At 38.6% G+C, this 26,926-nt stretch carries 27 protein-coding genes and 1 pseudogene; 21 read left to right on the forward strand and 7 right to left on the reverse strand.

Going from position 1 to position 26,926, the window contains the following annotated elements:
• Positions 1 to 80: 80 nt before the first annotated feature.
• Complete coding sequence (locus J7E67_RS19505; RefSeq protein ID WP_214732685.1) at positions 81 to 380, reverse strand: hypothetical protein; 300 nt, start codon at positions 378 to 380, stop codon at positions 81 to 83.
• Between the two features lie 148 nt (positions 381 to 528).
• Between J7E67_RS19505 and J7E67_RS19510 the strand changes: the two genes are divergently transcribed.
• From J7E67_RS19510 to J7E67_RS19535, 6 genes are all read left to right on the forward strand, one after another.
• The gene (locus J7E67_RS19510; RefSeq protein WP_214714855.1) at positions 529 to 810 is read left to right on the forward strand and encodes a DUF1292 domain-containing protein; all 282 of its coding nucleotides are present in this window, start codon (positions 529 to 531) and stop codon (positions 808 to 810) included.
• 135 nt (positions 811 to 945) lie between these two features.
• A complete protein-coding gene (locus tag J7E67_RS19515; protein ID WP_214732686.1) occupies positions 946 to 1,194 on the forward strand; it encodes a hypothetical protein in 249 nt (82 codons plus the stop codon).
• A gap of 22 nt (positions 1,195 to 1,216) precedes the next feature.
• Entirely contained in the window at positions 1,217 to 2,002 is a 786-nt protein-coding gene (locus J7E67_RS19520; protein ID WP_214732687.1) for an alpha/beta fold hydrolase, read from the forward strand.
• Between the two features lie 181 nt (positions 2,003 to 2,183).
• Positions 2,184 to 2,837: an alpha/beta hydrolase gene (locus J7E67_RS19525; protein ID WP_251026872.1), complete on the forward strand. Its 654-nt coding sequence runs from the start codon at positions 2,184 to 2,186 to the stop codon at positions 2,835 to 2,837.
• A 24-nt stretch (positions 2,838 to 2,861) separates the two neighbouring features.
• Positions 2,862 to 3,302 (forward strand): DoxX family protein, encoded by a 441-nt coding sequence (locus J7E67_RS19530; protein ID WP_214732688.1) that lies wholly within the window; start codon positions 2,862 to 2,864, stop codon positions 3,300 to 3,302.
• Between the two features lie 15 nt (positions 3,303 to 3,317).
• A complete protein-coding gene (locus J7E67_RS19535) occupies positions 3,318 to 4,100 on the forward strand; it encodes a dioxygenase family protein (protein ID WP_214714861.1) in 783 nt (260 codons plus the stop codon).
• Between the two features lie 77 nt (positions 4,101 to 4,177).
• Here the strand turns inward: J7E67_RS19535 and J7E67_RS19540 are convergent, their stop codons facing one another.
• Both J7E67_RS19540 and J7E67_RS19545 read right to left on the reverse strand, forming a co-directional pair.
• On the reverse strand, positions 4,178 to 4,540 hold the full coding sequence (locus J7E67_RS19540) for a hypothetical protein (RefSeq protein ID WP_214732689.1): 363 nt from the start codon (positions 4,538 to 4,540) through the stop codon (positions 4,178 to 4,180).
• An 858-nt stretch (positions 4,541 to 5,398) separates the two neighbouring features.
• Positions 5,399 to 6,571: a glycosyl hydrolase family 18 protein gene (locus J7E67_RS19545; protein WP_214732690.1), complete on the reverse strand. Its 1,173-nt coding sequence runs from the start codon at positions 6,569 to 6,571 to the stop codon at positions 5,399 to 5,401.
• A 206-nt stretch (positions 6,572 to 6,777) separates the two neighbouring features.
• Here J7E67_RS19545 and trhO point away from each other — a divergent pair, with 206 nt between their 5' ends.
• The 3 genes and pseudogenes from trhO to J7E67_RS19560 form a co-directional block, all read left to right on the forward strand.
• The gene (trhO, locus tag J7E67_RS19550) at positions 6,778 to 7,737 is read left to right on the forward strand and encodes an oxygen-dependent tRNA uridine(34) hydroxylase TrhO (RefSeq protein ID WP_214732691.1); all 960 of its coding nucleotides are present in this window, start codon (positions 6,778 to 6,780) and stop codon (positions 7,735 to 7,737) included.
• Positions 7,738 to 7,888: 151 nt separating this feature from the next.
• Entirely contained in the window at positions 7,889 to 9,676 is a 1,788-nt protein-coding gene (gene pepF, locus J7E67_RS19555) for an oligoendopeptidase F (protein WP_214732692.1), read from the forward strand.
• Between the two features lie 166 nt (positions 9,677 to 9,842).
• Positions 9,843 to 10,190: pseudogene (locus J7E67_RS19560) on the forward strand (CapA family protein); the annotation flags it as partial.
• Positions 10,191 to 10,244: 54 nt separating this feature from the next.
• Here the strand turns inward: J7E67_RS19560 and J7E67_RS19565 are convergent.
• Positions 10,245 to 11,789: a glycosyltransferase family 2 protein gene (locus J7E67_RS19565; RefSeq protein ID WP_214732693.1), complete on the reverse strand. Its 1,545-nt coding sequence runs from the start codon at positions 11,787 to 11,789 to the stop codon at positions 10,245 to 10,247.
• Between the two features lie 236 nt (positions 11,790 to 12,025).
• On the opposite strand from J7E67_RS19565, the gene J7E67_RS19570 reads away from it, so the two are divergent.
• From J7E67_RS19570 to J7E67_RS19590, 5 genes are read left to right on the forward strand one after another with little or no spacing between them, the layout of a single operon-like run.
• On the forward strand, positions 12,026 to 12,943 hold the full coding sequence (locus J7E67_RS19570) for a hypothetical protein (RefSeq protein ID WP_214732694.1): 918 nt from the start codon (positions 12,026 to 12,028) through the stop codon (positions 12,941 to 12,943).
• Positions 12,944 to 12,969: 26 nt separating this feature from the next.
• Positions 12,970 to 13,608, forward strand: a complete 639-nt coding sequence (locus J7E67_RS19575) for a DUF4129 domain-containing protein (protein ID WP_214732695.1) — start codon at positions 12,970 to 12,972, stop codon at positions 13,606 to 13,608.
• Positions 13,605 to 14,726: a DUF4350 domain-containing protein gene (locus J7E67_RS19580; protein WP_214732696.1), complete on the forward strand. Its 1,122-nt coding sequence runs from the start codon at positions 13,605 to 13,607 to the stop codon at positions 14,724 to 14,726. Before J7E67_RS19575 ends, J7E67_RS19580 begins: the two co-directional genes overlap by 4 nt.
• Complete coding sequence (locus J7E67_RS19585) at positions 14,723 to 15,652, forward strand: AAA family ATPase (RefSeq protein WP_214714879.1); 930 nt, start codon at positions 14,723 to 14,725, stop codon at positions 15,650 to 15,652. Before J7E67_RS19580 ends, J7E67_RS19585 begins: the two co-directional genes overlap by 4 nt.
• Positions 15,603 to 16,961 carry a DUF58 domain-containing protein gene (locus tag J7E67_RS19590; protein ID WP_214732697.1) on the forward strand — a complete coding sequence of 453 codons (1,359 nt, stop codon included), beginning with the start codon at positions 15,603 to 15,605 and terminating at the stop codon, positions 16,959 to 16,961. Before J7E67_RS19585 ends, J7E67_RS19590 begins: the two co-directional genes overlap by 50 nt.
• Here the strand turns inward: J7E67_RS19590 and J7E67_RS19595 are convergent.
• On the reverse strand, positions 16,942 to 17,913 hold the full coding sequence (locus tag J7E67_RS19595) for a stage II sporulation protein M (RefSeq protein ID WP_214732698.1): 972 nt from the start codon (positions 17,911 to 17,913) through the stop codon (positions 16,942 to 16,944). The genes J7E67_RS19590 and J7E67_RS19595 overlap by 20 nt on opposite strands.
• 114 nt (positions 17,914 to 18,027) lie before the next feature.
• Between J7E67_RS19595 and J7E67_RS19600 the strand changes: the two genes are divergently transcribed.
• The 3 genes from J7E67_RS19600 (at position 18,028) to J7E67_RS19610 (ending at position 19,898) form a co-directional block, all read left to right on the forward strand.
• A complete protein-coding gene (locus tag J7E67_RS19600; protein ID WP_214732699.1) occupies positions 18,028 to 18,831 on the forward strand; it encodes an RDD family protein in 804 nt (267 codons plus the stop codon).
• Positions 18,832 to 19,033: 202 nt separating this feature from the next.
• Positions 19,034 to 19,417 (forward strand): hypothetical protein, encoded by a 384-nt coding sequence (locus J7E67_RS19605; protein ID WP_308160574.1) that lies wholly within the window; start codon positions 19,034 to 19,036, stop codon positions 19,415 to 19,417.
• Positions 19,407 to 19,898, forward strand: coding sequence for an endolytic transglycosylase MltG (locus J7E67_RS19610; protein ID WP_214732700.1), 492 nt, complete (start codon positions 19,407 to 19,409; stop codon positions 19,896 to 19,898). Before J7E67_RS19605 ends, J7E67_RS19610 begins: the two co-directional genes overlap by 11 nt.
• 58 nt (positions 19,899 to 19,956) lie before the next feature.
• Here the strand turns inward: J7E67_RS19610 and J7E67_RS19615 are convergent, their stop codons facing one another.
• Positions 19,957 to 20,208: a DUF2533 family protein gene (locus tag J7E67_RS19615; RefSeq protein WP_214732701.1), complete on the reverse strand. Its 252-nt coding sequence runs from the start codon at positions 20,206 to 20,208 to the stop codon at positions 19,957 to 19,959.
• A 271-nt stretch (positions 20,209 to 20,479) separates the two neighbouring features.
• On the opposite strand from J7E67_RS19615, the gene J7E67_RS19620 reads away from it, so the two are divergent.
• The 3 genes from J7E67_RS19620 to J7E67_RS19630 all read left to right on the forward strand — a co-directional run bounded on the left by J7E67_RS19620 (position 20,480) and on the right by J7E67_RS19630 (position 24,394).
• The gene (locus J7E67_RS19620; protein ID WP_214732702.1) at positions 20,480 to 21,913 is read left to right on the forward strand and encodes an MDR family MFS transporter; all 1,434 of its coding nucleotides are present in this window, start codon (positions 20,480 to 20,482) and stop codon (positions 21,911 to 21,913) included.
• 1,004 nt (positions 21,914 to 22,917) lie between these two features.
• Complete coding sequence (locus tag J7E67_RS19625; protein WP_214714892.1) at positions 22,918 to 23,646, forward strand: cytochrome P460 family protein; 729 nt, start codon at positions 22,918 to 22,920, stop codon at positions 23,644 to 23,646.
• 58 nt (positions 23,647 to 23,704) lie between these two features.
• Positions 23,705 to 24,394: a DUF4405 domain-containing protein gene (locus J7E67_RS19630; protein ID WP_214732703.1), complete on the forward strand. Its 690-nt coding sequence runs from the start codon at positions 23,705 to 23,707 to the stop codon at positions 24,392 to 24,394.
• 121 nt (positions 24,395 to 24,515) lie between these two features.
• Here the strand turns inward: J7E67_RS19630 and J7E67_RS19635 are convergent, their stop codons facing one another.
• Entirely contained in the window at positions 24,516 to 25,418 is a 903-nt protein-coding gene (locus J7E67_RS19635; RefSeq protein WP_214714894.1) for an AraC family transcriptional regulator, read from the reverse strand.
• Positions 25,419 to 25,809: 391 nt separating this feature from the next.
• On the opposite strand from J7E67_RS19635, the gene J7E67_RS19640 reads away from it, so the two are divergent.
• Entirely contained in the window at positions 25,810 to 26,859 is a 1,050-nt protein-coding gene (locus J7E67_RS19640; protein ID WP_214732704.1) for an AraC family transcriptional regulator, read from the forward strand.
• The last annotated feature ends 67 nt before the right edge of the window (positions 26,860 to 26,926 follow it).

Raw genomic sequence — 26,926 nt, forward strand, 5'->3', positions numbered from 1 at the left:
TTTTTTTGTTATATCAGTCGTGAAATTCTGCACAAAAACCTTTCTAATCTGCACAAAACCACCCAAAACTCACACAAATCTTATTTTCTCAGTTTGTTTATCTCCTCCGTAACAATTAAAGCCAGATCATCGTTGCCAAACAACGCTAATACACCGAGCAACGTCTGGTCACCTACTTCTCCCGCTTCTTCTTTCGAAACGGTTAGCTCAATGGCTTCTTTTAAGGCAGGATTGGAGGACTGATTCGGATAGGCTTGCAAATATAAATCTTCCGGATCCAGATCATGATTCACGCACCATTGAGCAAATACAAGAATCATCATTTTCTCTTCACCGCGATAGTTTTCGATAATCTTTTCTTCTAACTGTTTTTGATTCATATAAAATCTCCTTAAAATGCATTATGAACTAATTATATAAGATTTTTGTCGAATAAACAGTGGTAATACATTTTTTCGAATTAAACCTCTTCTTTTTAGGGGATACTATGATAAGAATATACTTTTTATATGAAAGGGGAATGTATAGATGAGTAAAGTTGAAGTAGGCGAAATTTTTACTATCAGTGATGAGAACGATGAGGAACAAGAAGTTGAAGTGCTAGGGGTAATGAATATAGAAGGAAATGACTATGTTGCAGTTGGATTTGCCGAAGATGTTAGACAAGAATCTGATGAAGATATTGATATTTTTTTTCTAAAGGTAGATGCAGATGGTGATTTTTCCGCCATTGAAAGTGATGAAGAGTTCGACAAAGTTTCAACTGCGTTTGATGAAATGATGGACGAGGAAGAAGGAATGGAAGAGTAATATACTTGGGGTCAAGTGGAGGGATTAATGAATCTCTCTTTTTATTTTCAATGACTTGAAATTGGGAAAATTATGTATGTATAGGAACTTCCATGGCATACTATTTATGATGAATACCTAAAAAGGAGCAATGTAATGTTAATAGAAGAAGGCATGAAATATCAAATTTCTCAAGGTATTAAAGGTTTTTTCAATTCCGCTGAATCTTTGACGGTCAAAAGTTATAACGGAGTCACCGTCCAATTCACTCTGGCTGATAGCAAAGGTCATGGCTCCATGCCTATAGAACACTTAAGTTATTTATTGAAAAAATCAAACTTAACGCAAATTCCAAATAAAAGAATCTTATTACATTCGGATAATTCTGAAGAGCAAATTAGCTAAAAAACTCTGGAGTGGAAACTATATGGAACTTAAGAAACTTACTCTTAATGATTCATCGATCGCATACATAGATAAAGGTGAAGGGAAACCAATTGTTCTTTTGCATGGTTTTTGTGGAGGCTCCGGATATTGGGAACATGTCATCCCTGCGCTGTCAACAGACTATCGGGTGATTGCCCCTGATCTCCCTGGACATGGACAGTCAAGTCCTCTAAAAGGTAAGAGCACGATTGAAAATATTGCGGATCAAATGAAAAAACTTTTGGATCAATTAAGCCTATCGGAAGTAACGATGTTTGGTCACTCATTAGGCGGATATATCACCCTTGCCTTCGCAGAAAAGTATGGCGGTCAATTAAACGGGTATTCGCTTATACATTCAACGGCCTTTCCAGATTCGGAAGAGGCGAAAAAAGGCAGGCAAGCCAATATTGAAAAAGTCAACCAGTCGGGAATCTATTCACTAATTGACGGTTTAGTACCAAAACTATTCTCGCCGGAAAATCAAGATGAGAATTATGTCGGAACAGCAATGGAGATAGGCTATTCTACTTCAGCAGAAGGCGCAATTGATGCACTACATGCGATGAAGGACCGGCCAGACCGCAATCGTGTTTTAGAAACTTCTGAAGTGCCGATCCTTTTAATCGCGGGAGAACAAGATCAAATTATCCCATCAGAAAAGACATTTTCGGTTAGCAAAGCCAATATTAAACATTCATTAATAAAAGATTCGGGACATATGAGTATGTATGAAAATCCTTTGGATCTTATTTCAGAGATTCAGGGATATTTATCGACTATCTAAGTCTTCTTAGAGGAACCAATTCGGTTCCTTATTTTATTTGTGTTTACCAATAAAAAACATAATTCTATATTAAAGAAAAAATAATTGACAATCTGGTTAATTACTTGTTATCCTATAAACAACAAAAGTTCATATTTAAAAACAAAAACCATTTTAATAAACATACTCGTGATAAGAAGGGATGAGGAAATTGAATTCACCGATGATTTATGAACTTCGTCGACCAGCACAAACGGAACCAGGTAAAACATATCCTGCCTTATTTCTAATGCACGGAATCGGCAGTAACGAGCAGAATATGCTGTCTTTAGTTAATGGACTAGAAGATCGCTTTTACATTTTCAGTGTTCGCGGGCATCTTTCACAACCACCAGGATTTGCGTATTTTACGATTCAAGGATATGGAAAACCACATCGAGAAGTGTTCGATGAAGGAATCAGTAAACTTACTACCTTTATTGATTATGCATGCAGTGAATACCCTATCGATGAGAGTCAATTGTTCTTACTTGGCTTCAGCCAGGGAGCAATCCTATCGATGACCCTAGGATTAACACTGGGAAATCAAATTAAGGGCATTATTGCTTTAAGTGGCTACATTCCCGCTTTTGTAAAAGAAGAATACAACATAAAGCCAGTTGATAAACTATCGTTATTTATTTCCCATGGCGAGATGGATCAGGTACTTCCATTCGAATGGGGTTTGGCAAATAATGAGTATTTTCATGAGTTGGGGGCAGATGTCACCTTTATAACTTATCAAGAAGGACATACAGTTTCATTGGAAAACCATAAGGATTTTATGAACTGGTTATTGGAAAAAGTAGAATCTTAAAAAACAACTAAGGGGAAATGAAAAATGTTAAATAAATTCGAAGCTAGTACATTAATTTTAAGAGTTATGTTAGGAATTACGTTCTTTGTTCATGGGTTAGTTAAATTCCAAGGCGGAATAGAAAATATCGTTGGCTGGTTTGACAGTATCGGGTTACCAGGAGCCTTAGCATATGTAGTTGCTTCAGTAGAAATGATCGGTGGGGCTGCATTAGTTTTAGGTTTAGGCAGTAGAATCGTTTCAGCTTTATTGGCTTTGTTAATGATTGGTGCAACAATCAAAGTGAAACTAGCTATAGGCTTTTTAGGGAATGGACAAATGGCTGGTTATGAATTAGATTTAGCTTTATTGGCAATGGCTTTGTTTATTGCGATTAATGGAAGTAAAATGTTTGCATTGGATCAACTTATTTTCAAAAGTCAAAAGGAAGAAACTAAATCTTTTTCGAAAAGTTATAATAACTAAATAAGGGGAAGCAATATGTTGCCATCTTTTTTTATTGCTCATGGAGCACCGCTATTAGCGATTGAGAATAATGAATATACGCAGTTTTTAAGTCAGCTTGGGCAAACGCTGCCCAACCCAAAGGCGATAATCTTGTTTTCGGCCCATTGGGAATCATCTATGCAAAAAGTAAGTCAGGTCGACAACTATGACACCATTTATGATTTCGGTGGATTCGACCCGGAATTATACCGGATCAAATATCCAGCTCAGGGTAATCAGCAGATTTCTCAAGAAATTAAAGATATGTTCACGGAAAACGGTGTACCATTCGAAGTTGAAACGAAACGCGGACTTGACCATGGAGCATGGGTGGTTCTTCGTCTACTTTATCCAAATGCCGATATTCCGGTTATTTCGATGTCCGTCAATCCAAAACTTAAACCAGAAGAACAATATAAAATCGGGAAGAGTTTATCTGCATTAAGAGCCAATGATATTTTAATTATTGCGAGTGGAGGAACCGTGCATAATCTCAGAGCAGTGAAATGGGCAGATAACGAAGTCGATCAATGGGCACTTGAGTTTGATGATTGGTTGGCAACCCATCTGAAGAATTGGGATTTGGATTCCTTATTTAAGTATGATTCACTTGCTCCAAATGCTGAATATGCCGTACCTCGCTATGGCAATGAACACTTCATTCCGATTTTCTATGCGATGGGAGCAGCTGACGATAGTCAAAAAGCTACTTTGCTGCATCGCAGTTTTCGATATGGAAACCTCAGTCATAGTGTTTGGCAGTTTGGGGATAAATAGCGGAAATAGCTCCTCCCTAAATTGATCGAATGTAAAACTAAAAAATTCCCAACCTAATTGGTTAGGAATTTTTTTTATTATTCCATATCGGGTGCAGGTCCAACGTAATAACCATTTACAAAAGCACGTCTTTCTATAATTCCTTCTTTATTTGTAAAAAGTACTCCAACCGCGGTAACGCCCTCAAATTGATATACTTCGATAGAATTTGCACCATTCCATTTATATCCGTCCTCTTGAAGATCTTTTTTCGCTTCCTTGAACACGTCACTGCTAATTAAATTTGCAACAATCTTATTTCTTTCTGCACCCTGAAGTGGTAAAAGATTATGACAGGTGCAATCTTCATCTGGACCTGCAGCTTTTGCCGTATTCCCAGTAGTCACAAACAATGATAATGCAATAATGATTCCACATAAAACGGTTAGCAATTTCTTCATATCTATTTCCTCCTTTATTTAACCTCCTAACTTGATTCTCTCTTTTTCGACAATCTCCTTCAAAAAGTTTGGAAAAATCTTCGACAAATACCAATATTTATTACAATTTCGTGTCAAAATGGGTGTCAGGCACCTAGTTGTTGATTATCCTTAACATGAATGTAGATTATGTGGACCAGATTTATTTTGGAAAAAATGTAGAAATTAAAACATGTATGAAAAGAATAGTAAATTCGAGTTTAGATCTGTACGAAGAGATTCCCAGGAAATTAATTCGGTTATGTGCAAAGGGAACTGCAAACTATGTGAATTTTAATTTACAGACCCAGAAATCCGAACGGATCCCGTTCATATCAAACAGGAATTAGAAAACATTTATACGTATAGAGAAGAGTTGGAATTAGAATAGTAAAAAAACTCATCATTTGGTGGTGACTGCAATGTATGAAGAAAGGGAACGAGGCAACAATCGAGGGTATAAGGGTTATTGAAGACCGAAACTATGAAAAAAGTGAAGAAAAAGTAGCCAATAGGGCTTATTGGCGACCAAAACTATGAAAAAAATGAAGAAAAAGTAGCCAATAGGGCTTATTGGCGACCGAAACTATGAAAAAAATGAAGAAAAAGTAGCCAATAGGGCTTATTGGCGACCGAAACTATGAAAAAAATGAAGAAAAAGTAGCCAATAGGCCTTATTGGCGACCGAAACTATGAAAAAATGAAGAAAAAGTAGCCAATAGAAGTTATTGGTTAATGTGGACCGGCTCCACTCCTATAAACGATTGCAAATGAAGCTCACCTTTCATGTTAAAAGGCTGTTCCCTCCAAAAATCGAGAGAACAGCCTTTTATTATTATATTAGTAACCTTTTGCTGTATAGTATTTTACTGGTTCTTTACTTGAATTCTTTAATTCTGTAAAAATTGTCCCTGTCAGACTTTGTGATCCTTGTGCATCATGACCAATTTCCCACATCATCATGCCGCCAAAGCCGTGATCGAGGGCCAGACGTGTTTTTTTTATCATCGTAACACCGCCATTATAATGGTAGGTCGTACCATTCATCTGAATAGTGTCCTTTCCAGCATTGGCAGGATTATTGTTAATTATTGCCGCAAAGGATACCTGTTTGATTTTAGGATCTTCCGGTTGGGCGTAAGACGGGACGCCCAATACTAATTTTTCCTTTGAAAGTTTCTGAGTTTCAAATAGGTTCGTCCAATAGTTTACGATTTTCTCTGTATATGGATAGGGCGATAAATTTGCGGCATTGTAACTGCCGTCATACTGACCATCATACGCCATAATATTAACATGGTCTACCGTTTTGAACATAGATGGATCATACTGAATAGCAGCTACTTCCGTTAACGTCACCGCATGAATCTTTGAATAAACAGCAATGGATAGCTCTTTCTTTTTTGGATGAAGCTGGGCACTTAACTCTTTCGCAAAAGCAGAGAGATTTTGTGCATCCTCTGTTGAACGAGGGTGTTCAAAATCGATATCAATCCCATCCAGCTTTTCACGGACTGCGACATTAGTAAGCTCTTTAACTAGCGTTGCTCTAGATTTAGGATCAGAGATCGCCGGTTTAAAATAATTATAGGATTCTCCGCCCTTGATGTGGGACCATCCACCAATCGCCAGAATCACCTTCGTGTCATGCTTTTTTGCATTTTTAACAACATCTCTAAGGTTTTTTAAAGCTGGATCACCATTAAATAAAATTCCTCCATCCTTAGTAGGATGAACAAAGGAGAAAATGACATGTGTTAATTTGGAATAATCAACCATGTTTGGATCACGAAAATCCTGAACATAGCCGATCAGCACCTTTGATGATGCCTTCTTCAATTTAGGGAGTTCTTTTGAATTTGGCTTAATGGCCGATTTAGGTGCATCTTCTAATATTTGCGTATTGGGACGATCTTGCATTTCATTATTTTTAGTGAAAATGACTCCAGTTAGTATTCCTCCAATGAAGGTAACCGCAATTACCAGACCAAGGAGGAGATGACGTTTATTCATAGATTGTGTTCCTCCTTATTATTTCTCAATATAAAAAATTGTAACAGAAAAAACGAGGAAGAACGGTTGGTAATATCAACCTATGTAGGTACAGCAGCCTTCGGAGAGTAAAATAATTTGAATTTATTTGTTGGTTTTTGCTATAATCATAAGGTTAATGTAAAAAACTAAGTATTTAATATATATAAAATTGTAAGGTGGTAACCATGAATCAAGACTATAGAGTGTTATTGTATTATAAATATGTCTCAATAGAGAATCCTGAAGAAGTGACCCAGGAACATCTTAACTACTGTAATGAACTAGGTCTCAAAGGTCGAATTATCATTGCGGGTGAAGGGATTAATGGAACGGTGTCAGGCACTATTGAACAAACTGAAGCTTACATGAAATATATGGATGAGCATCCACTTTTTGCAGGGACTATTTTTAAAATAGATGAAGCCTCCGAGCATGCCTTCAAAAAAATGAAGGTAAAATTTAGACCAGAGCTTGTTACTTTGCGTTTGGAAGATGACGTGAACCCCAATTTGCAAACCGGTAAGCATTTGAAACCAAAAGAATTCTTTACGGAAATGCAAAAGGAAGATACGGTTGTCATCGATGCCCGAAATGATTATGAATATGATTTAGGTCATTTTAGAGGGGCTGTAAGACCGGATATTCTTAACTTCCGTGACCTCCCACAATGGATAAGAGAAAATAAGCAGGAGTTTGAAGGCAAAAAGATTCTTACCTATTGTACGGGTGGCATTCGTTGTGAAAAATTCTCAGGCTGGTTATTGAAAGAAGGATTTGAGGATGTATCGCAACTAGAGGGCGGAATTGTTACCTACGGAAAAGACCCAGAAGTTAAAGGGGATTTATGGGATGGTCAGCTCTATGTTTTCGATGAGCGAATAAGTGTTCCTGTTAACCAAAAAGAGCATGTAATTGTTGGGAAGGATTATTACACTTGTGAGCCTTGCGAGCGCTACGTGAATTGTGCCAACCCAGAATGTAATCGAAAAATCCTTTGCTCTGAAGAAAACGAACATAAACACTTACGAAGCTGTTCGCATGAGTGCCGGGTTCATCCTAGCAACCGTTATGTTGCACAGCATGGTTTAAGCGAAGATGAGGTAAAGGAAAGATTAGCAGTGATTGAGAAAGAATTAACCCTATAAGTATTATTTAAGAAGTAGGTCAAAATTAATGGCCTGCTTTTTTTGTTCTTCTTTTTTAAGGTTTGCGAATAGGAATTTAAGAATAGATTTATTATGATAGAGAGTATAAGCTGATTGTAATTTTTTACATTGAGAGGAGCGGATTGGACAAATGGTAACCTATACCAATCGAAAAGAAGTCCCAGCGCATGAGAAGTGGAACTTATCTGATATCTATTCGGATATCAAGAAATGGGAAGAAGATTATCTGCTAATTGAAAAGATGGCAGCTAAGCTAAAACAATATGATGGAACCATTCAAGACGGACACTCACTTTATCAATATCTTAAGCAAAGAGAAGAGTTATCTTTTCTATTCAACAAAGTTTATGCCTATGCCATGTTGAGTGTAGATGAAAATACTAGGGATACCCAGGCACAGTCCCACTTAGACAGAGCAAAACAACTGAGTGTTAAGGTTAGTGCTGCCACCTCTTTCTTTATGCCTTATTTATTAAGCCTGGATGAAGAAACATTAAAAGCATACATATCAGCAGAAAAGGAGCTAGAATACTTTGCAGAGGATTTATGGGAGTCGTTTCGATACAAGCAGCATGTATTAACAAAGGAACAGGAAGCAGTTCTTTCCCAATTAGGTGAAGCACTCTCGGCCCCAGGTAATATCTTTGGAATGATGAATAACGCTGATATTAAGTTTGGGGAAGTAACCAGTGATAACGGGGAACGGGTGGAATTAACAAGGGGCATGTATTCAAAATTAATCGAAGAAAAAGATCGTGAAAAGCGAAGAGAGGCCTATAAAGCTTATTATCAACCATACTTGCATTTGAAAAATTCGATTGCCGCCACCCTATCCGCCGCCATTAAAAATAATGTGACAACTGCTAAAATCCGTCAATATCCTTCTGCATTAGAAAAGGCATTATTTGGGGATAAGGTACCAAAAGAGGTTTATGAGAATCTAATCAAAACAACCAAACAAAATATCGGTCCGCTCCATCAATATTCACGCATCCGCAAGGAAAAGTTGGAGCTAGATGAACTACGTCAATATGATATGAGTGTCCCGCTTGTCAGTGGAGTCAAACAGGTGATTTCATATGATGAAGCCTATGACACGATGTGTAAGGCTTTAGCTCCACTCGGAGAGGATTACATCAATATCCTGAAGGAGTTTAAAAACGCTCGTTATCTAGATGTCAGAGAAACACCCGGGAAGCGGTCAGGTGCCTACAATCTTGGTGTCTATGGGGTCCATCCCTATATCCTTTTAAATCATCAGGATGATTTGGACAGTTTATTCACGCTGGTCCATGAATGTGGGCATGGTGTCCACAGCCGGTGGAGTTCGCAGTACCAGCCACAGATTACGGCTCGTTACAGCATCTTTGTGGCCGAAGTGGCGTCAACCGTCAATGAAGTTCTGTTAATTAACTATTTACTTAACAATGAGAAAGATCCTGATGTGCGAAAACATTTAGTTAATCATTTTATCGATCAATTTAAGGGGACATTTTTCACACAAGTCATGTTTGCCGAGTTTGAGATGAAGACACATGAAATGGCTGAAAAGGGGCTGCCTTTAAATGTGGAAGTATTTAATCAAACCTATGAGACACTATTCCGGGAATACAACGGGGATGAGGTTGTCTTTGATGAGGAAGTAAAATTTGGATGGTCAAGAATCCCTCATTTCTACCGCCCTTTTTATGTTTACAAGTATGCCACAGGATTTGCATCTGCGATTCATTTGGCGACTAAGATTCTTGAAGGCGACCAAGATACGCTAACTTCCTATTTGGAATTCTTAAAGAGCGGTAGTTCAGATTATCCGCTTGAACTGTTAAAAAAGACCGGCGTCGACCTAACCACTCCATTTCCAATTGAGAATTCAATGAAACGGTTTGGTGAATTGGTAGAAGAATTCTCACGCTTGTAAAAATAACCTACTCCAAAAAAACCCATGTTGTCTTCCTAATGGAGACAAACGTGGGTTATTTTTTTATAGAGCTATGGGTGAACTTATTGTAGAATTAGGAAAGTTAAGTAAATAAAAGGGGTAATTGGTACTATGATGAGTAGAAAAGACAAAAAACGAGGAAAGTCATCCCCATGTAGTCCAAGGGATTGAAGAATATAAAGGGAAATTTATAGTCTATAGTCTAGGCAACTTCATGTTTGGCGGGAATAGAAATCCAAGTGACAAGGATACGTTTGTATTTCAACAAACCTTTCATTTGAAAAATGGAGTACTTTCAGATACAAAAGAAATTAATGTTGTTCCATTTTCGATTTCCTCGGTTTCCTCGAGAAATGATTATCAACCTACGTTATTAACTGGCTCAGAACGGGAAAGGGTCAAGCAGAGGATAATTGATGGTTCTAACAAAATCAATGGCTCTGCTTGGCTTGTATATGAAAATAAAGATCAAGTAGTGAAAAAAGAGAATTAGTCTTTTTCTAGTGGCTTAATAATAAAGTTTAAAGGGACAGTAACCACTGTCCCTTTATTTTATGGAAGATATTTTTAAGCCAACGTTCGAGTAGGTGGTATTGTAAAAAGTAAAATCACGATTCTTATATTGATATTGGTTCTTACTTTGAATGTGTTTTCTGATATTAATTTTTAAATAATCATTGAAACGTAGAAAGATAGCATAATTTGATGACGGATAATGGTTTAGTAGTTCTAAATCCAACTCTAATATCCCATTCCCACTCTTATCAACCTTCACAGGCAGGGAAGATTCAAGCAGGCCATTGTTTGTATCACGAATCAGTCCATGTGTGAGTGAATCCAGATGATCACCAAATACCTTAAATTTAAGATAATATTTATTCTTATCAACATATTCTTCTTCAAATGTCGAATGCATTGGAATTCTTATATATTTGAATGGGTCTTCTAGAAAGGGGACAACAACATAGGGAAGATTATCTTTAATGATAACATCCTTTATTTTTTCATTCTTATCCCACGCAAAAAGGTTCTCAAGTTGCTTATATTTTCGATCAGTGTACAAGTTATATACTACTTTGTTCATTGGTTGAAAGAATTCCCCTGAAAAATCATAATTTAACTTTTTCGTTGTTTTTAACACTTGATTAAACTTATAGTAATAGACGCGCTTAAGCCTTGTTTTTTGAAAATGAGGTGTAGTGAAAAATCTCGTAATTGAATCAAATTCATATAATCGATTTAAAACCATCTTCTTTTTTTCTATTTCTAAATTCTTGTTGATAATATGGTTAATCACTTTAAGATTACAATTTGTCTTTTGGATAATGTTTGTCTGATTTGACAAACGAGTGTTTTGATTATCGATTCGATTCAAATAATAAATTGGATGATGTGTCGTGGAAATTGACTGACAATGCGTTAAAACGTCAATGAAAAATTGTTTGTCTTCAGCAAATTTCATTTCAGGAAAAAAAATCTGATTGTCCTTTATTACACTCGTTTTTATCATTCGTGCCCTGGGTCCTAAATGATGAAAGATATGTGGGATCGAAAATGGTGATTCACTTCTTCTTTCTTTACATGATTCATGCTCTCCGATAATAATTGTCTTACCTTTTGCTTGAATTTGAATGGTTTTCCCAACTGCATAATCATCACTTGTTTCCTCTAAAATGGTCGATAATACTTCGAGTCCATTGGGTTCAAGCCAATCATCCGCATCCAAAAAAGTCATATATTTGGAGCTAGCCAATTGAATACCGATATTACGCGGACGGCCAGGTGTACCAGTATTTCTTTTAAGAAAAACGACAATGATGTTATCAAATTTTGAAGAGTATTCTAATAAAATATCTCTTGAGGAATCGGTAGAACCATCATCGATTAATATATATTCCAAATTTTCCATGCCAAGGGATTGATTTAGGACAGAGTTAATCGTTTTTCTTAGATATTTTTCAGCATTATAAACGGGGGTAATGACAGAAACTAATGTGGGATTCCGCTGGTTGTTTAATTTTTGATCAACGATATAATATCCTTCAGCGTTATAATTCATTATTTGCTGCTTTTGTTTCCATTTCCATAGCATGTTTTATACCTCAACTTTCTGTCCCTCTTTTTCTTACTTTTACTAATATGTAAAAAGCAAAACCATTATTTATTCTTTGACAAAAATTACAATATTATTCGAAAAACAGATCTCCTACGTAAAATTACTTTGGAAGCAGTCCATAATTTACGTTCTTTGACAACTTTTTACACTAAATATATCTGAATAATGTTAAAATAATTCTTATTGATAATTATTCTAGGAGGATATTAGCGGTGGATAAAAAGTTTTCTAGCCCAAAAGGTTTTGGAGAAATACTCGATCATACTTTTCATTTAACTAAAAATCGCTTTAAGGACTTTTTTATGATTTTACTGATTTTCATGGGACCGGTTTACTTGCTTCAAGCGATACTCCAGCTCATGGCTGGAACCAGCTTTTTTCGAGAGGTTGGCAGCGATGGTGCTTGGTTTGAGCAAATACTTACGAGCTTTGAAGAATCAGGAACCTTCGATTCCAGCAGTTTGAGCTCAGACATCGGATTAATCGTAGTTGGCTTGATTAGTGCCATTTTGGCACCTGTTGCGGAGGCGGCGATCCTATTTACTATCAATCATGTTCGAAAAAATGAAGAATATACCGTCGGTTCCGTAATTAAACAAGCCTTTTCACGATTTTGGCCGATGATTGGCAGCAGTATCTTATTCTTTCTTATTACCATGGGGATTATCATTATTCCACTCGCGATCGTCGGAGTCACCGGTGGTGTGGTTGCGACGACAGTGAATCCGGTTTTAGGGATCCTTTTAGGAGTTGTCCTATTTCTGGGGTTTGCCCTTGGAATTGGACTATTATTAACCCGCTGGAGCTTTTATTTTGGCTCTGTAGTGCTGGATAAGGATTCACCTGGTTTAGGAAGAAGCTGGAGATTGTCAAGGAAGCGTACATGGGTGTTGATGGGTCTCTATATCGTGTTTTATTTTATTATTTCAAGTATCAGCTTTGGTGTCCAAGTAACGTTTGGAATGGTTTTAGGTAATAGTGTGTTATTAACCTTGATTTCAAACCTTGTCACTTTAGTTACGACAATGATTTTCTCCGTGGGCTATGGGGTTATGTATCTTGATTTAAAAACAAGACACGATGCGGATGATATCAAAGAGATGCTAGAAGACTATAAGACTGTTCAATAAAAAACCTATTATGTTAGGTGATGATTATGTTAGATGCAAACAAGGCACGCGATGACCTTGAAGAAATATTAAAAACAAAAGAATACAAAGTTTATTACGAGTCAAAGGGTTTCATTGCAACATGGTGGGATCATGCCAAAGACTGGATCGCAGCACAGCTCGAAAAATTGTTTCCTGCCATCGATTCAGCAAGCGGAGCTTCCGGTCCGATTCTTATTTCAATCATAGTGGTTATCATCATCCTGTTAGCTTTATCTACTTTTTTTCTCATCCGTCATACTCGCCGAACTCGGCTCCTTCGCAATCAAAAGCCGCTTCAATCGATGAAGGAAATGAATTGGACGTATCAAAAACATCTGGAAGAGGCAGAAAAACAAGAGGCGTTAGGAGCATATACACTTTCCACCCGCCATTTGTTTTTAGCACTGCTTCTTTACTTTCATGAGAAGGGATTGCTGGAGGCTAGAATTTGGAAAACGAATTGGGAATATTATGATGAACTAAGTAAAGTAGATTCACAAAAGGCAGAACTCTTTTTTAAGCTTGCACACTTCTTTGAGGAAGTGACCTATGGGGAACGCAACGTACAGAAAGAAGAATACTCCCATTTTCATCATGAAGCAAGAAAAGTACTTGGCGATACAGGGGAGGAGAATATTTTATGAAATCTCTTTCCAAAATACGCACTTGGATCGGGCTGGTGATCCTGCTCAGTTTATTTCTAGTCTTCAGCTATTTTAGCTATTCGCCTAAACCGCAAGTTTTCCCAGCATATGTTACTGATTCACCTTCGCCGACTGGTGTGAAGGCATTTTATACATATTTAAAAAAAGATAAAGCAGGTAAAATCTGGAGCTATTCACCAGAATTGCTATCAGCAACTTCAGATCACCAATTGCTTGTCATGGTCGAACCTTCGTTTATTCCTGAAAAGGAAGAGATGAAGGCTTATATCAATTTTATGAAGGCCGGAAACACCATCTTGTTATTACAAAACGATCCACAAGGGATGTTTGACGTAAAAACAGAATCAGTTGACACACAAGAAACAATGAAGGTTTACACTCAAGGTCATACTTCCTACCGTGCTCAAATCGATTCAGTCATCCGTTTGCAGACCAAGAAGGAAGAGGAAGTATTAATATTTGATAAGGCTGGTCCCATTGCGGTTAAACAATCATATGGAAATGGTCATTTAATTGTAGCGATTACCCCTAGGTGGATGACAAATGGGGATCTATTAAAAAAAGACCATTTACGACTTCTTCTCTATCTGATCAATGAAGGGTCCACGGACACGATTCTGTTTGATGAATACATTCACGGTGGAGAAAATGCGTCTACTTTTTTGAATGTGTACCCGATGTGGTTTTTACTCCTTGTTTTGCAAGGGGGATTATTGATGATTCTCTGGTTATGGTCGAAGGGAAAGCGTTTCGGACCTATTTTCGTCCCAAGGGAAGAGTCGGTTCGTTTTAGTGATGAGGGAATCCAAGCAGTTGCTGCCTGGTTTCTCCGCGGCAAACGCTATCGTGATTCAATAATCATCCAAGCAGACTATGTCAAACTGCTTCTCCAGGAACGATGGCAAATTCCATATAATCGGGAATGGAAGGATTTATCGAGTTATTTTGAAAGAAAATGGACTAAAGTGCCTGCAAATGAGATTAGACCTTTTCTTATAGGGTTAGTAAACATCCTCGAAAAAGAAAAAATCACAAAACAGGAATACTTATTATGGTCGAAAAAGCTTGAGCAATTAAGGAGAGAGGTTGAAGAATGAAAACAGAATTAACATCCTTTTTGGAAAAATATGAAGAGAGGATTTTAGGTCAGAGTCTAAATTTAAGACTCCTTTTATCCGCTATTTTAGCAGGGGGGCATGTCCTGCTAGAAGGAGTGCCTGGCACCGGAAAAACTCAAATGGTACGTACTCTAGCGAATCTTTTAGGAGGCACCTTTAACCGGATCCAGTTTACACCTGACTTATTGCCAAGTGATATTACCGGAAGCACGATTTACAATATGAAGGAAAACACTTTTCAAACGTTAAAGGGACCAATTTTTACAAATATCCTTTTAGCTGATGAAATAAATCGGACACCTGCAAAGACCCAGGCTGCCCTATTAGAAGCAATGGAAGAAAAGCAGGTGACCATCCAAGGTGAAACATATCCGTTACCTGAGGTGTTTTTTGTGGTCGCTACCCAAAATCCGATTGAATTTGAAGGTACCTACCCTCTTCCAGAAGCACAGCAGGATCGATTCCTTTTTAAGCTGAAAATTGAATTTCCAAGCTATGAGGAAGAGAAAAATGTCTTAAAACAAGTAATTGAAAACAGCTTTGACGAAAAGGTTGTTTCACCCATCTTAGATATGGAAGATTTTTTAAGGATTAGAAAAGAAATCGAAAAAGTTACTGTTAGTGAGAATGTATTAGATTACATGATGAAAATTGTCAGAAAAACGCGTGATGCAGATGCCATCCGATTTGGTGCCAGTACCCGAGCAGGAATATCGATAGGAAAAGCAGCACAAGCATGGGCCTACCTTTCTGGACGGGATTATGTGACTCCAGACGATATCAAAATAGTCGCCAAACCGGCCCTGCGCCATCGCATTCAGTTATCCCCGCATGTAGAATTGGAGGGAGAAACCGTTGACCAAATCATTGAAGAGCTGGTGGGCTCGGTTCCTGTTCCAAGATAGAGGGATTTTACCAACTAAACGATTACTGCTTGTTTTCCTAATCCTATCTTTTGGATTAGTTCTCGGTACGATTTGGGAAATTTCTTGGGGTTTTGTTATTACTACTAATATCATTGTGCTTTTCATTAGTCTGACAGACTTGTTTTTTTCACCCAAAAAGAAGCAACTATTCTTTCAACGATTGATGGCGGAAGAGTTTGAAAGAGGAATTTCATATACCATAAAGATTGAGGTTCAGAATGACTCTCCTTATCCTTTTTCATACCGAATGGTCGATGGTTTGCCGCAGTCCTTCGAAAGGCCGTTTCCTATCATTGGATCAATATCAAAAAAATCAACGGTCGAAATTTCGTATAGTACGAGTGCGATAATACGAGGAAAATACGAAATCAATAAGCTTTATTTTCGATATGCGAGTTTGCTGGGTTTGTGGGAAAAGCAAATGACAGTTGAATTAGCGGATTCAGTGAAAGTCATTCCTGATTTAACCGAGACCAAGCAGTATTTAGAAAATGCACAGAAGTATTTGGTTTACGATGGGTTAAAGATTCGGAGACAGCGAAGTGGAGTTGGCGAATTTTCCAAGATTAGAAATTATGTCGTCGGGGATGATCCGCGTAAAATCAACTGGCGCCAAACAGCGAAGCTTCGTGAAGTGATGACGAATGAATATGAACCGGAGCATGGAAAGTATATTACAATCTTAATTGATTGTGGAAGAATGATGGGGGCAGAATTATCTAAGGGGAATCGTTTAGAAAAAGCATTAGAAGCGGCATTAACCGTTACAGCGGCAGCACTCCAAAATGGAGATTATGTGTCGGTACTTGCCTTTTCAAAGGACATAAAAGTCTTTGTGCCCCCTGCCAAAGGGATAGCCCATCTACAGACCATCCTTCAAGCAATCTATTCATTAAAAGTGGATGAAGCCGAGTCTAATTATGCTGCCATCCTGCAATATTTAGAAATGGTTCAAAAGAAACGAAGTCTGCTCCTATTATTTAGTGATGTCCGCACCTTTCTTCATGAGGAAAGTGCTCTTATGCTATTAAGACGTCTAAGACAACGGCATTTATTTTTAATGATTGGGATTGAGGATCAGACACTTTTAAGAAGAGTCAAAGAGGAGCCGAATACGGTCCAAGCAGCGATGCGAAAAAGTATTTCACAGCAGCAAATTCTTGTTAAGAAAAGAGAAAAAATCAAATGGGAAAAACAAGGCCTCCAAATGATTGAGGCCCGTGAGGAAAAGTTGGCGATTACAGCTGTTTCGCATTATATTGACATTATCAATCAGAATCTTTTATAACCTTTGTAAGTTTTAGATTTCCAATCACAATATAAAGGAGCAACCCGATTACCGTTAAGAAAGCAACACTATACTTTGCTTCTAATGAAATATCTGCTGGTGTGATAAACCCTTCAATGATGCCAGCAATAACAAACAAGGGAATCGTTCCAAGCAGAAGTTGAACGGAGCGCATCGCTTGCTGCTTTAATTGAAAACTCCTTGAATATTGCCCTGGGACAAACAGCTTATAGCCCATTAAAAGACCAGCTCCTCCGGCAATAAATATGGCTGTAAGCTCAATCATCCCATGGGGAACAATAAATGCCCAAAAGTCATACGATTTACTGTGATGCCAAAATAGGGCAGCGAGCGCACCAATGATGATGCCATTGTAGACCATCAAATAAACGGTCACAAGCCCAAATGTAATACCACCGGCAAAAGCAAAGATCGCGACCTTGATATTATTTGTCATAATGCTTGCCGACATGAGGGATGAGTCCACCGCATCATGGCCCTTCCCAAGTTGTTCCGGGTCCACACCTTTAGCGATTTCGGCTGGGAGAATGGAATAGATATGCAGAGGGTCATTCATGACTGAAAGAAAGCTCCCCAAAGCACCAATCATAAATAAGATCATTGCAAACATGACAAATTTCCATTGCTCTAACAAGAGCCCAATAAATTTTTCACTAAAAAAATGACGGGTTTGTTTGATGCTTGATACCTGGTCTTTATACAATAGATTATGTGATTTAGCTACAAGTCCGTTCAAATATTGGGTGACTTCATCATTAGGAAAATAAGTTTGACTGTAGGAAAGATGTTGGGCCGCCTTTTGATAGAGACGATGGTATTGAGTGATTCGGTCACCTGTTATATTATTTCTGTGCTTGCTTATCGTTGTGATTAACTGTTCGAGCTGTTTCCATTCTTCACGATGTATTTTTACAAATTGTTTTACATTCATCCTGGCACCTACTTTAATGGGGCTATGTATTAATTTTGTCTTTATTCTCCTTATTATAGTAATATTGTAGAAAAATAGAAATAGAAATAATCAACCATGTGACGGGGGAAGCTTATGAATGAAGATCATGTAGAAATAAAAACACCCGAATTCGTGTCGATTCAGTTTCAAATCGCTGGTTTAGGCAGCAGGTCTGCAGCCTTTATCATTGACCAGTTACTATTAATGGCTTTTAACATTTTGACCTTGATTGTCCTTTTTTTCATCCTGGACGGGATGTCAAAAATGGAATTTGTTTTGATCGGGAATTCACTGCCTATTGCAATAACGATTATCATGTTGTTTCTCGTTAATTGGGGCTACTTTTTTGCGTTTGAGTTTTTCTCGGGAGGGAGAACGCTTGGGAAGAAGTTAATGGGAATCCGAGTCATTCAGGAAAACGGTCATAGCATCACGTTGCTTTCCAGCTTTATCCGGAATCTGATCCGAATCATTGATTCCTTGCCGACAGCATATTTTCTAGGTATTATTATGATCTTTTTCCATTCTAAACATAAACGGCTCGGCGATCTTGTCGCTGGGACGATTGTCGTTCATGAGCGCAAGGCAAAACGGAATAAGAAACAATCACCTCTCGAAGAAGAAATCAACAACAGAGGGCTTACCAGGGAAGATCTCACGATTGATGAATGGACGCTGAAATCATTGGGAACAAAGGATTGGAAGCTCGTCAGTACATATGCCAGCCGTTTTCAGCAAATACCATTAGTTGAAAGAAAACAACTAACGGAACAAATTGCCGAACTGTTATTTCCGAAAATCGGCCTGGATCCGGCAGGGGAAAAAACTTCTGATCTCGAAAACACCCTTCTTGTCCTTTATTTAATTCTAAAGGATGAATGGGAGTTTGAACTGTGAGGATGAATATAAAACCACGAAAAAAGTAATGCATTCGTACCTGCATTGCTTTTTTTCGTGTAGTAATTTTATAGAAAAGGAGGTTCGATTTGTCAAATCCATCCGACTTGTGTCTCATTTAGTCGGTTTTAATCGAAATATTTATATTTAGGATGTATAATAGGGAATTGTGGATTGCTATGTAAAAAAGGAGGAAACTAATATGATGGAATGGACTATAATTCTGTTGATTGCGATATCAGCTGTGTTGCTAATCGTTTCAATTATATCGAATCGCAACTTAGAAAAACAAAAACATAAGGAAATTGATATGGTTCATGTTTCTGTTATGAAAGATATCAATAACGTGCACGAGCAAATTCGCAATTTGGAACTTGATATAGAAGTGGTCACAAAGGAAGCAGGCGTTCAACTGACTCCAGAAGAAATGATATTTAAGCGTGAAGTACTAGATTTATATAAACGCAAATATTCGATTGAAACCATTGCTCAGAAAAAACAAGTTTCAGAGAGTGAAATTAACCAATTCCTTGCACCTTATCTAGCAGCAAAGGATGAAAGGAGCAAAATAGCAAATGAAATTTAATGTAGTGAGCAGCTTTGCGGCCGGAATTCTTCTAGCTTCGACCATTTGTGGTGCTGTTTACTTCACTGAAGATCCTGCAGTCACAAAAGCAGCTCCCAAACCGACCAAAAGCGAGCAGAAAACAGTCGTTCAGCCAACTGAAGCAGAGATGAAAGATAAGCTTTTAACAGCTGGGTATATTGTTCAACCGAAGGCAGACTATGATAAGATAATAGAAGCAACCAAAAAAGCGGCTTCAGCAGCTTCAGCCAATAATAATTCTAAAAAGATCGTCTATCGAGCAGTTATTTCAGTAACACAAGGGATGACCAGTATCGATGTCGGTAGAATGCTTGAAAAAGCAAAAATCGTACCTGATGATTTTAAATTCTCAAGAGATGTAGAGAAAAAAGGTGTTGAGAAAAATTTGCGTCCGGGTACATTTACAGTCGATACAGAAATGTCCTATGATCAAGTCATCGCGACTATTTTTAAAAAGTAACCATCTATAAAACAAAGACGGACAGGATCTTACGATGCTGTCCGTTCTTTATTTATTATTAGTTTTTTTTAACGAATTCTTGGACCATTTCACCCGTAACGGTTTGCCTCGTTGGAATAAAGCGCAGGTTGATTTGATTAATACTTTTGGTGACTGCATTGATTTTATCGGTTGAAAAAGGTTTACCTTGTTTACATAACTCAATCGCTTCTTCGATATATTGTTCCCGTTGTTGGTCGAGCGCTAAGAATTTTTGATAGGTTTCATGTTGATTTGCCGCGTGTTTAATTAAATCTTTATGTACACTCATGATTTCACTCCTTAAATAATTAACTTATACAATCATACCATAATTGATAATTTTTATCAGTTCAATAAGATTTTATGTTGAAGCTCCAGGAGAGAAGTATGGTAAAATATTAGACTCACATCGAAAGTCAGCATCGATTACGTGGGGGTGAACAAACCCGAAGACGGAGGGAGCTAAATTAGTTTTATTAAGGATATGTTAATGTTAAAATCTAAAATAATCTTTATAAAGAATTAGGTGTACATTTTAGTAGAGGGAAGTGGAGTCGAAAATGAAACAATACAATACGCGAGCCATTATGGCGTCGCTGCTTATCTGCGGTTTCGTTGGCATGTTCAGCGAGACGGCGCTCAACATTGCGATTAGTAATTTAATGGATGTGTTCCAAATTTCAGCTGCAACCGCACAGTGGTTGACAACAGGGTTCTTACTTACACTCGGCATTCTGATGCCGATGACTGGGTTACTGCTACAATGGTTTACGACAAGGCAATTGTTTACTGGTTCTCTTACGAGCTTGATTGTCGGCACTTTAATTGCGGCGCTCGCATTCAATTTCGAAATTCTTATGGTCGCTCGTGTTTTACAAGCGGTCGGAATGGGCCTATTGATTCCGCTCATGTTCAATACGATCCTCGTCGTGTATCCACCTGAGAAACGTGGGGCGGCGATGGGGTTTGTCGGACTTGTCATCATGTTCGCACCGGCGACCGGCCCGACTGTAGCTGGTCTCCTAATTGAATACTTATCATGGCATTATATATTTTGGCTATCACTGCCATTTTTGGTGATAGGGCTTTTGGTAGGGTTGAAGTATTTGGAAAACGTCACAGAGGTGACGAAACCTCGCATTGATCTATTTTCAGTTGCATTATCAACGATCGGCTTCGGTGGCGTCGTCTTCGGCTTCAGCAAGGCAGGAGAAGGCACCGAAGGCTGGACCAGCCCGGTCGTGGTCACTTCAATTATCATCGGGCTAGTCGCACTCGTGTTGTTCACGCGGCGGCAGACGGTTATGCGTGAACCCATGATGGACTTGCGCGTCTTCAAGTACCCGATGTACAACGTGGGGCTGCTTTTGGTACTGTCATCTATGATGATCATCTTGTCTAGCATGATTATTCTGCCAATGTTTCTTCAGAATGGTATGAACCTGTCACCGTTTGCCGCTGGACTTATGCTGTTGCCGGGCAGCGCGTTGAACGGCATCCTGTCGCCGCGCATGGGGAGTTTGTTCGATAAATATGGGCCAAAGTGGCTGGTTATTCCCGGTCTCATCGTCGTCGCGATATCGATATGGTTTCTTTCCGACATATCATCTGCATCTTCGATTGCTTTTATCGTCTCGTTGCATATCGGATTAATGGTCGGTATCTCAATGGTCTGGATGCCGGCGCAGACTAACGGGCTGAACGAGCTGCCACCGGAGCTTTACCCACATGGTACGGCAGTCATGAACACACTTCAGCAGGTCGCAGGAGCAATTGGAACAGCGATTGCCATTATCATCCTTACAAGCGGTATGGATAAGTATTTGCACAACTCCCCAACGCCAACGAAACAGTCTGAGATGGCTAACGCGATGACGTTCGGCTCACAGAACGTGTTCTTGTTCACGTTGACAGTTACGCTAATCGGTCTTGCTATGGCGTTCTTCATCCGCCGCGTTGTCGTCAAACATGCGTCGATGAATTCGATCCATTAATGTTCGAAAAGGGAGCCTGGGTCAAGTAGCTGTTTCCATCGGTGTATCAGTATCAACAGCAGGAAAGCTTATTACCGCATTCGCGCTCGCCAACGTGATTGGATACTTTCTGGCATATTAAATCGGATTTAATAAAAAATGGGTTAGCCTATGTAGATTAGTGTAATTAAATATATATTAAAAAAACAATCCGTGTAAATGGTGGATTTATATAACCAATGTTAGAAGAGTAAAAATCAGCTGATGAATCCTAAAAATAAGAAACAATAAAAAACACCTTTTGGAGAATTATTCCGAAAGGTGTTTTGATTTTTTTAAAGCTTATGAAAAAGAAGTTACTTATTTAAAAAAACTGTAAGACTTCTTTAGGGTACCTTGCAGGCTTAGTTCCTTATTATTGTATAACGACATAAAAGTCCTAAATTCAAAATCCCTTTAAAATTAGTGTAAAGTTCATTTCTTTTAAATCTCCATTTTAAATGTTTATACCCCTGATTAAATCTTCTTTGTCCTATGTCATTCTCTTCTTCATCTTTATTTTGACGCTGTTTTTCATAGGGGAACAATAGATTCCTCGCCAATGATACCCCACTGGTTCCGCATGACATAAAGCAGTTAAGTCATTCCTTTCTAGTTAGTAATTAACACGAAACTATTTGTGATTTGGTTCAAAGTAAACTAGGCGTGTAGCTTTAATTTTTATTGTGGGAGGATTAGGCAACCATTTGAGAGGAATAGGATATCGGTCGTTTTTTCATTTGCTGCATAATAAAAAAGCCACTACTTTTTCTATAACTATTAATCTGTTGAAAAATAAAACCCAAAGTTCTAAACAGAGGAAACTTGATGAAAAGAATATAAGCAGCTAGTTCCCAAAAATAATAGTCATTACCTTTGATAAATCAGTATTTATTACCAAAAAAACAGCATCACATCCCAGAAGCTTATACAATTTTGACTCTAACGAATCAATACAAATACGAAAAATTTAGGAGGAAAGCAAAATGAAAAAACTATTATTTCCGTCCCTTGCATTGGTAATGTCTCTCACTCTTACTGCATGCAACAACACTGATACAAATGGGATTTCCCAACAGGAGCAATCTAGTGACAGTTCCAAACAAGAATCCCCTGGGAATGGCACTGAACTTGTCAAATTCCCTGAAGGCTACGACAACGGAGTGCTCTTCACGACTGTGACCCGTGGAAATACTTACGAAGAACTCTACACTAGCCCGGAAGCTATTGAAGCAGTGCAGAATGGACAGCCGATACCTAGTGGCACTGTAATCACTCTTAAGATCTTTAGGGATGAAGAACTTTACCGATACTTCGTGATGGAAAAGCGCGATCGTTGGGGTGACCAAAACCCTCCAGATATGCGTAACGGGGATTGGCAATACCAGTCATTTTCTCCTGACGGATCAGTGGACGAAGATGCAGACATCGGTCGTTGCTTTTCCTGCCATGCGAACGCAGAAAGAGATGACTACGTGAATAAGTTGGATGAGATGAAAAGTTATGACCTTGAAGATGTTACAGGATCAAAGGAGAGCAGCACAGAATCCCAGATCGCAGGTATCCCTACAAATCACTGGGAGGTAAAAGAGGTAGACAATAATCCGGAGGACCCGCGGGATATTTTGCATGGAAATGGCTTAATGGAAGATGAAGAAAAAGCGGGGATCATCCAGAAGGTATTTTTGATGATTCATTTTAATAAAGAGACATAAGAGCATTTGAATGGAAAACCGACCCAGTTTTTAATTAAATTAGAAAGAGGAGAACTTCTTGAATCGAAATATGTTAATCAGGCTGGCTATTGATCTTGCTATGACAGTTCTGACGTTAGTTGCAATGGCTTACCAGATTACCGGAAATACGATCCATGAACTGGTAGGAGTTTTATTGTTTTTGTTGTTTATTGCCCACAATATTTTAAATCGACGATGGTATAAGACGATTTTTAAGGGAAAGCACAATGTACAACGTAAACTGAGCATTGCGGTCAATTCGCTTTTTCTTGTTTCCATGATTATGGTGATGATAAGTTCTGTTCCAATTTCCCGTGACATCTTTGCCGTTATTCCTATAAACAATGACATGATTCTATTACAGATACATGTTATGTCTTCATATTGGGGATTTATCTTCATGGCTGTTCATATAGGAATGTCATGGGGAAAAATTATCAATGCAGTACGAAAGATGACGGGAATTACCAGCACGAGCCGTATTCACACAATCGCTTTGCGTGTGATAGCGGTGTTGATTGTTGTCTATGGTGTGCAGACTTCCTTCGAGAGAGATATGCTTTCTAGGTTAACCCTATATAATCCATTCGGATGGAGCTATGATGAATCCAACATGGGATTTTTAATAGAACATCTATCCATCATGGGAATATATATCAGTGGGACTCATTATGTTCTGAAATTTGTTCAAAAACAGGATAAAACTAGGGCTTACACAGAGCAATAAAAGAATATGATACAGGTTTAAAAAGGAGTAATATTAAATGAATTATTGGAAAAGGTATAATGAAGGCAAATTTGCAGAATGAAAAGGTGCATTAATCCAGGATCGGATTAATGCACCTTTTTTATACATATGTCGCCTTCAGGCGGTTTATATCTTCTTTTGGTGGTAAACCAAACATGCGGGAATATTCACGGCTGAATTGGGATGGGCTTTCGTAGCCTACCCGGAATGCAACATCTGCTGCATCTGCAGATTCGGATAGTAACAGGCTTCGGGCTTCTTGAAGTCTAAGTTGTTTTTGGAATTGAATTGGGCTCATCGCGGTTATCTCTTTAAAGTGCCGATGAAGTGAAGAAACACTCATATTTGCTATTTCCGCAAGTTCGTCAATCTTAAAAGATTTTTCATAGTTATTCATGATATGTTCAATTACATCACTGATTTGATGGGCAGAACTTCCTTCTATTGCTATTTGTTTCAGCATCCCCCCATGTTCTCCTTGCAGAACCCTATAGATAATTTCTTTTACGATTAGAGGAGCAAGTACCTTAATGTCTTTCGGAGTATCTAGCAAACGAGCTAATCTTGTTACCGCGTCTAGCAAAGATGGCTCTATTTTGCTGACATACATACCTCGTTTAGCATTTTCCTTCTTGTCAACTCCCATTTGGAATTCACGTAACACCTCCAATATTTCATTCGGTGTTATTTCAAGTTTGAGAGCCAGATAAGGAACTTCGGGAGAGGCTTCAGTGACTTGTGCGATTATTGGCAAGTTAACGGATGCAACAAGGTAATCGGCAGGACCATACTGATAACTCTCCTGTGACAGCAATACCTCCTTCATCCCTTGAACTATAATGCACAAGGAAGGCTTGTAAACTCCGTAATGTGGACCAGTATCATTAGAGTAACGTGAGAAAAATAAAGATGGAATATCAGTGTTATAAGTGCCGTCTCGTCCTGTATAGTGCTCTATGATTTTTGTGAGCTCCACTCTTTGTTTATATAATTGTTCAAACATAAAACCCCTCCTTGTTATTTTTTCTTGTTAGTTCTATTCTAATGCAAATTCTCCGGTTGCGGAACAGCTGTGAGAGTATTAGGCAATCATTTGATAAGAATGTGATACCATTCGCTTTTTCAAATGTTACATAATTAGATAGAACATAATAAATAACAAACAGAAAGTCATGAACTGAAACGGAAAAGCGGATAGTTTCGAGCACCCTATGAACGAATGACCTTCCATTAGCCTGCAATCATAAAATGGCGCAATATACAAACATTATGTCGTTCTTTGCTAATTACAATACGACGTTGGATAGGTAGAATAATAACTGTATCATCCACAACGAAAGGTACAAATCACAACCAAAGCTTAGTGTGTAAGTATCAGAAAGAGGCGATGATGTATGACGGCACATTCCTTAGATCGCATAAAAATCCCCGTGGCAACTTGGGCAGGCTTTCATCAATTAGGTATTTCTGCTCAGGACGTGGTTCGCAAAGCACAGTTGCCGCTCACCATTCTTACCGAATCGGTTGAAGTGACTACAGCCCAGTATTTCGCGATTTGGAGTGCTGTCTCCGAATTAATGAGTGACGCTGCTGTTGGAATAATTAAGTTCATTGCGGAGTTAAATCCAGCGCAGCTGCCACCGAGCGTCTTAGCACCATATCATGCTCGTGACTACCGGGATGCTCTAAGTCGAATTGCCAGGTACAAACAACTTTGTTTTCCCGAACGCCTTCATATCACCGAGGATGGAGAACTCTGTACCATCGAACTAGAATTTCTTTATACTGAGCAGCCTGAACCACCGATTTTGGTTTATCTGACATTTGCATCTCTGCTGCAGCTAGGAAGGATAGGCTCAGGTCATCGTTTTCCTGCTAAGTCAGTTGAATTTTCGCACCCGAACCCGCTGGGGGACGTGAGGGCTCTTGAAGATTACTTCGGAATTGGCGTCAAATTTGGAGCAACAAACAACCGTTTGATACTGCATCGAAGCGATTTAGACCGCCACTTTGTCACGTACAATGCGGAGCTACTAGACATACTAGTTCCTGCGCTAGAAAAATCTCTGGACGATAAGCAACGCAGCAAATCAACGACCGAGATCGTCAAGTGGATTATAAAACGCAGTCTAGACGGGGGGCGCCCCGATGTACAGATAATCGCAGGAGAGTTGGGGATGAGCGAACGTACTTTACAACGCCGACTCACTGATGAAGGCACAAGCTTCAAGCATCTGTTGTCGGAAGCCCGACGTGAGAAGGCACGGAAGTATCTTGCAGACCCATCGCTCGATATTAAAGAAGTGGCATTCCTACTTGGATATGAAGACAAGATCTCGTTTTACCGAGCATTTCGACTTTGGGAAGGTGATACACCTTCAAATTGGCGTGCTGAACAATTAGGCATAAGAGAAGGCAGTCAAGATATGCCGCTCATTCACTAAAGATAGTTCAGCAAAAAGAATTAATTTCTAAGCATGAAGGAAATTTAGTTTATCTAAGTCTGTAAAG

Source organism: Bacillus sp. ISL-46 (genome assembly GCF_018613205.1).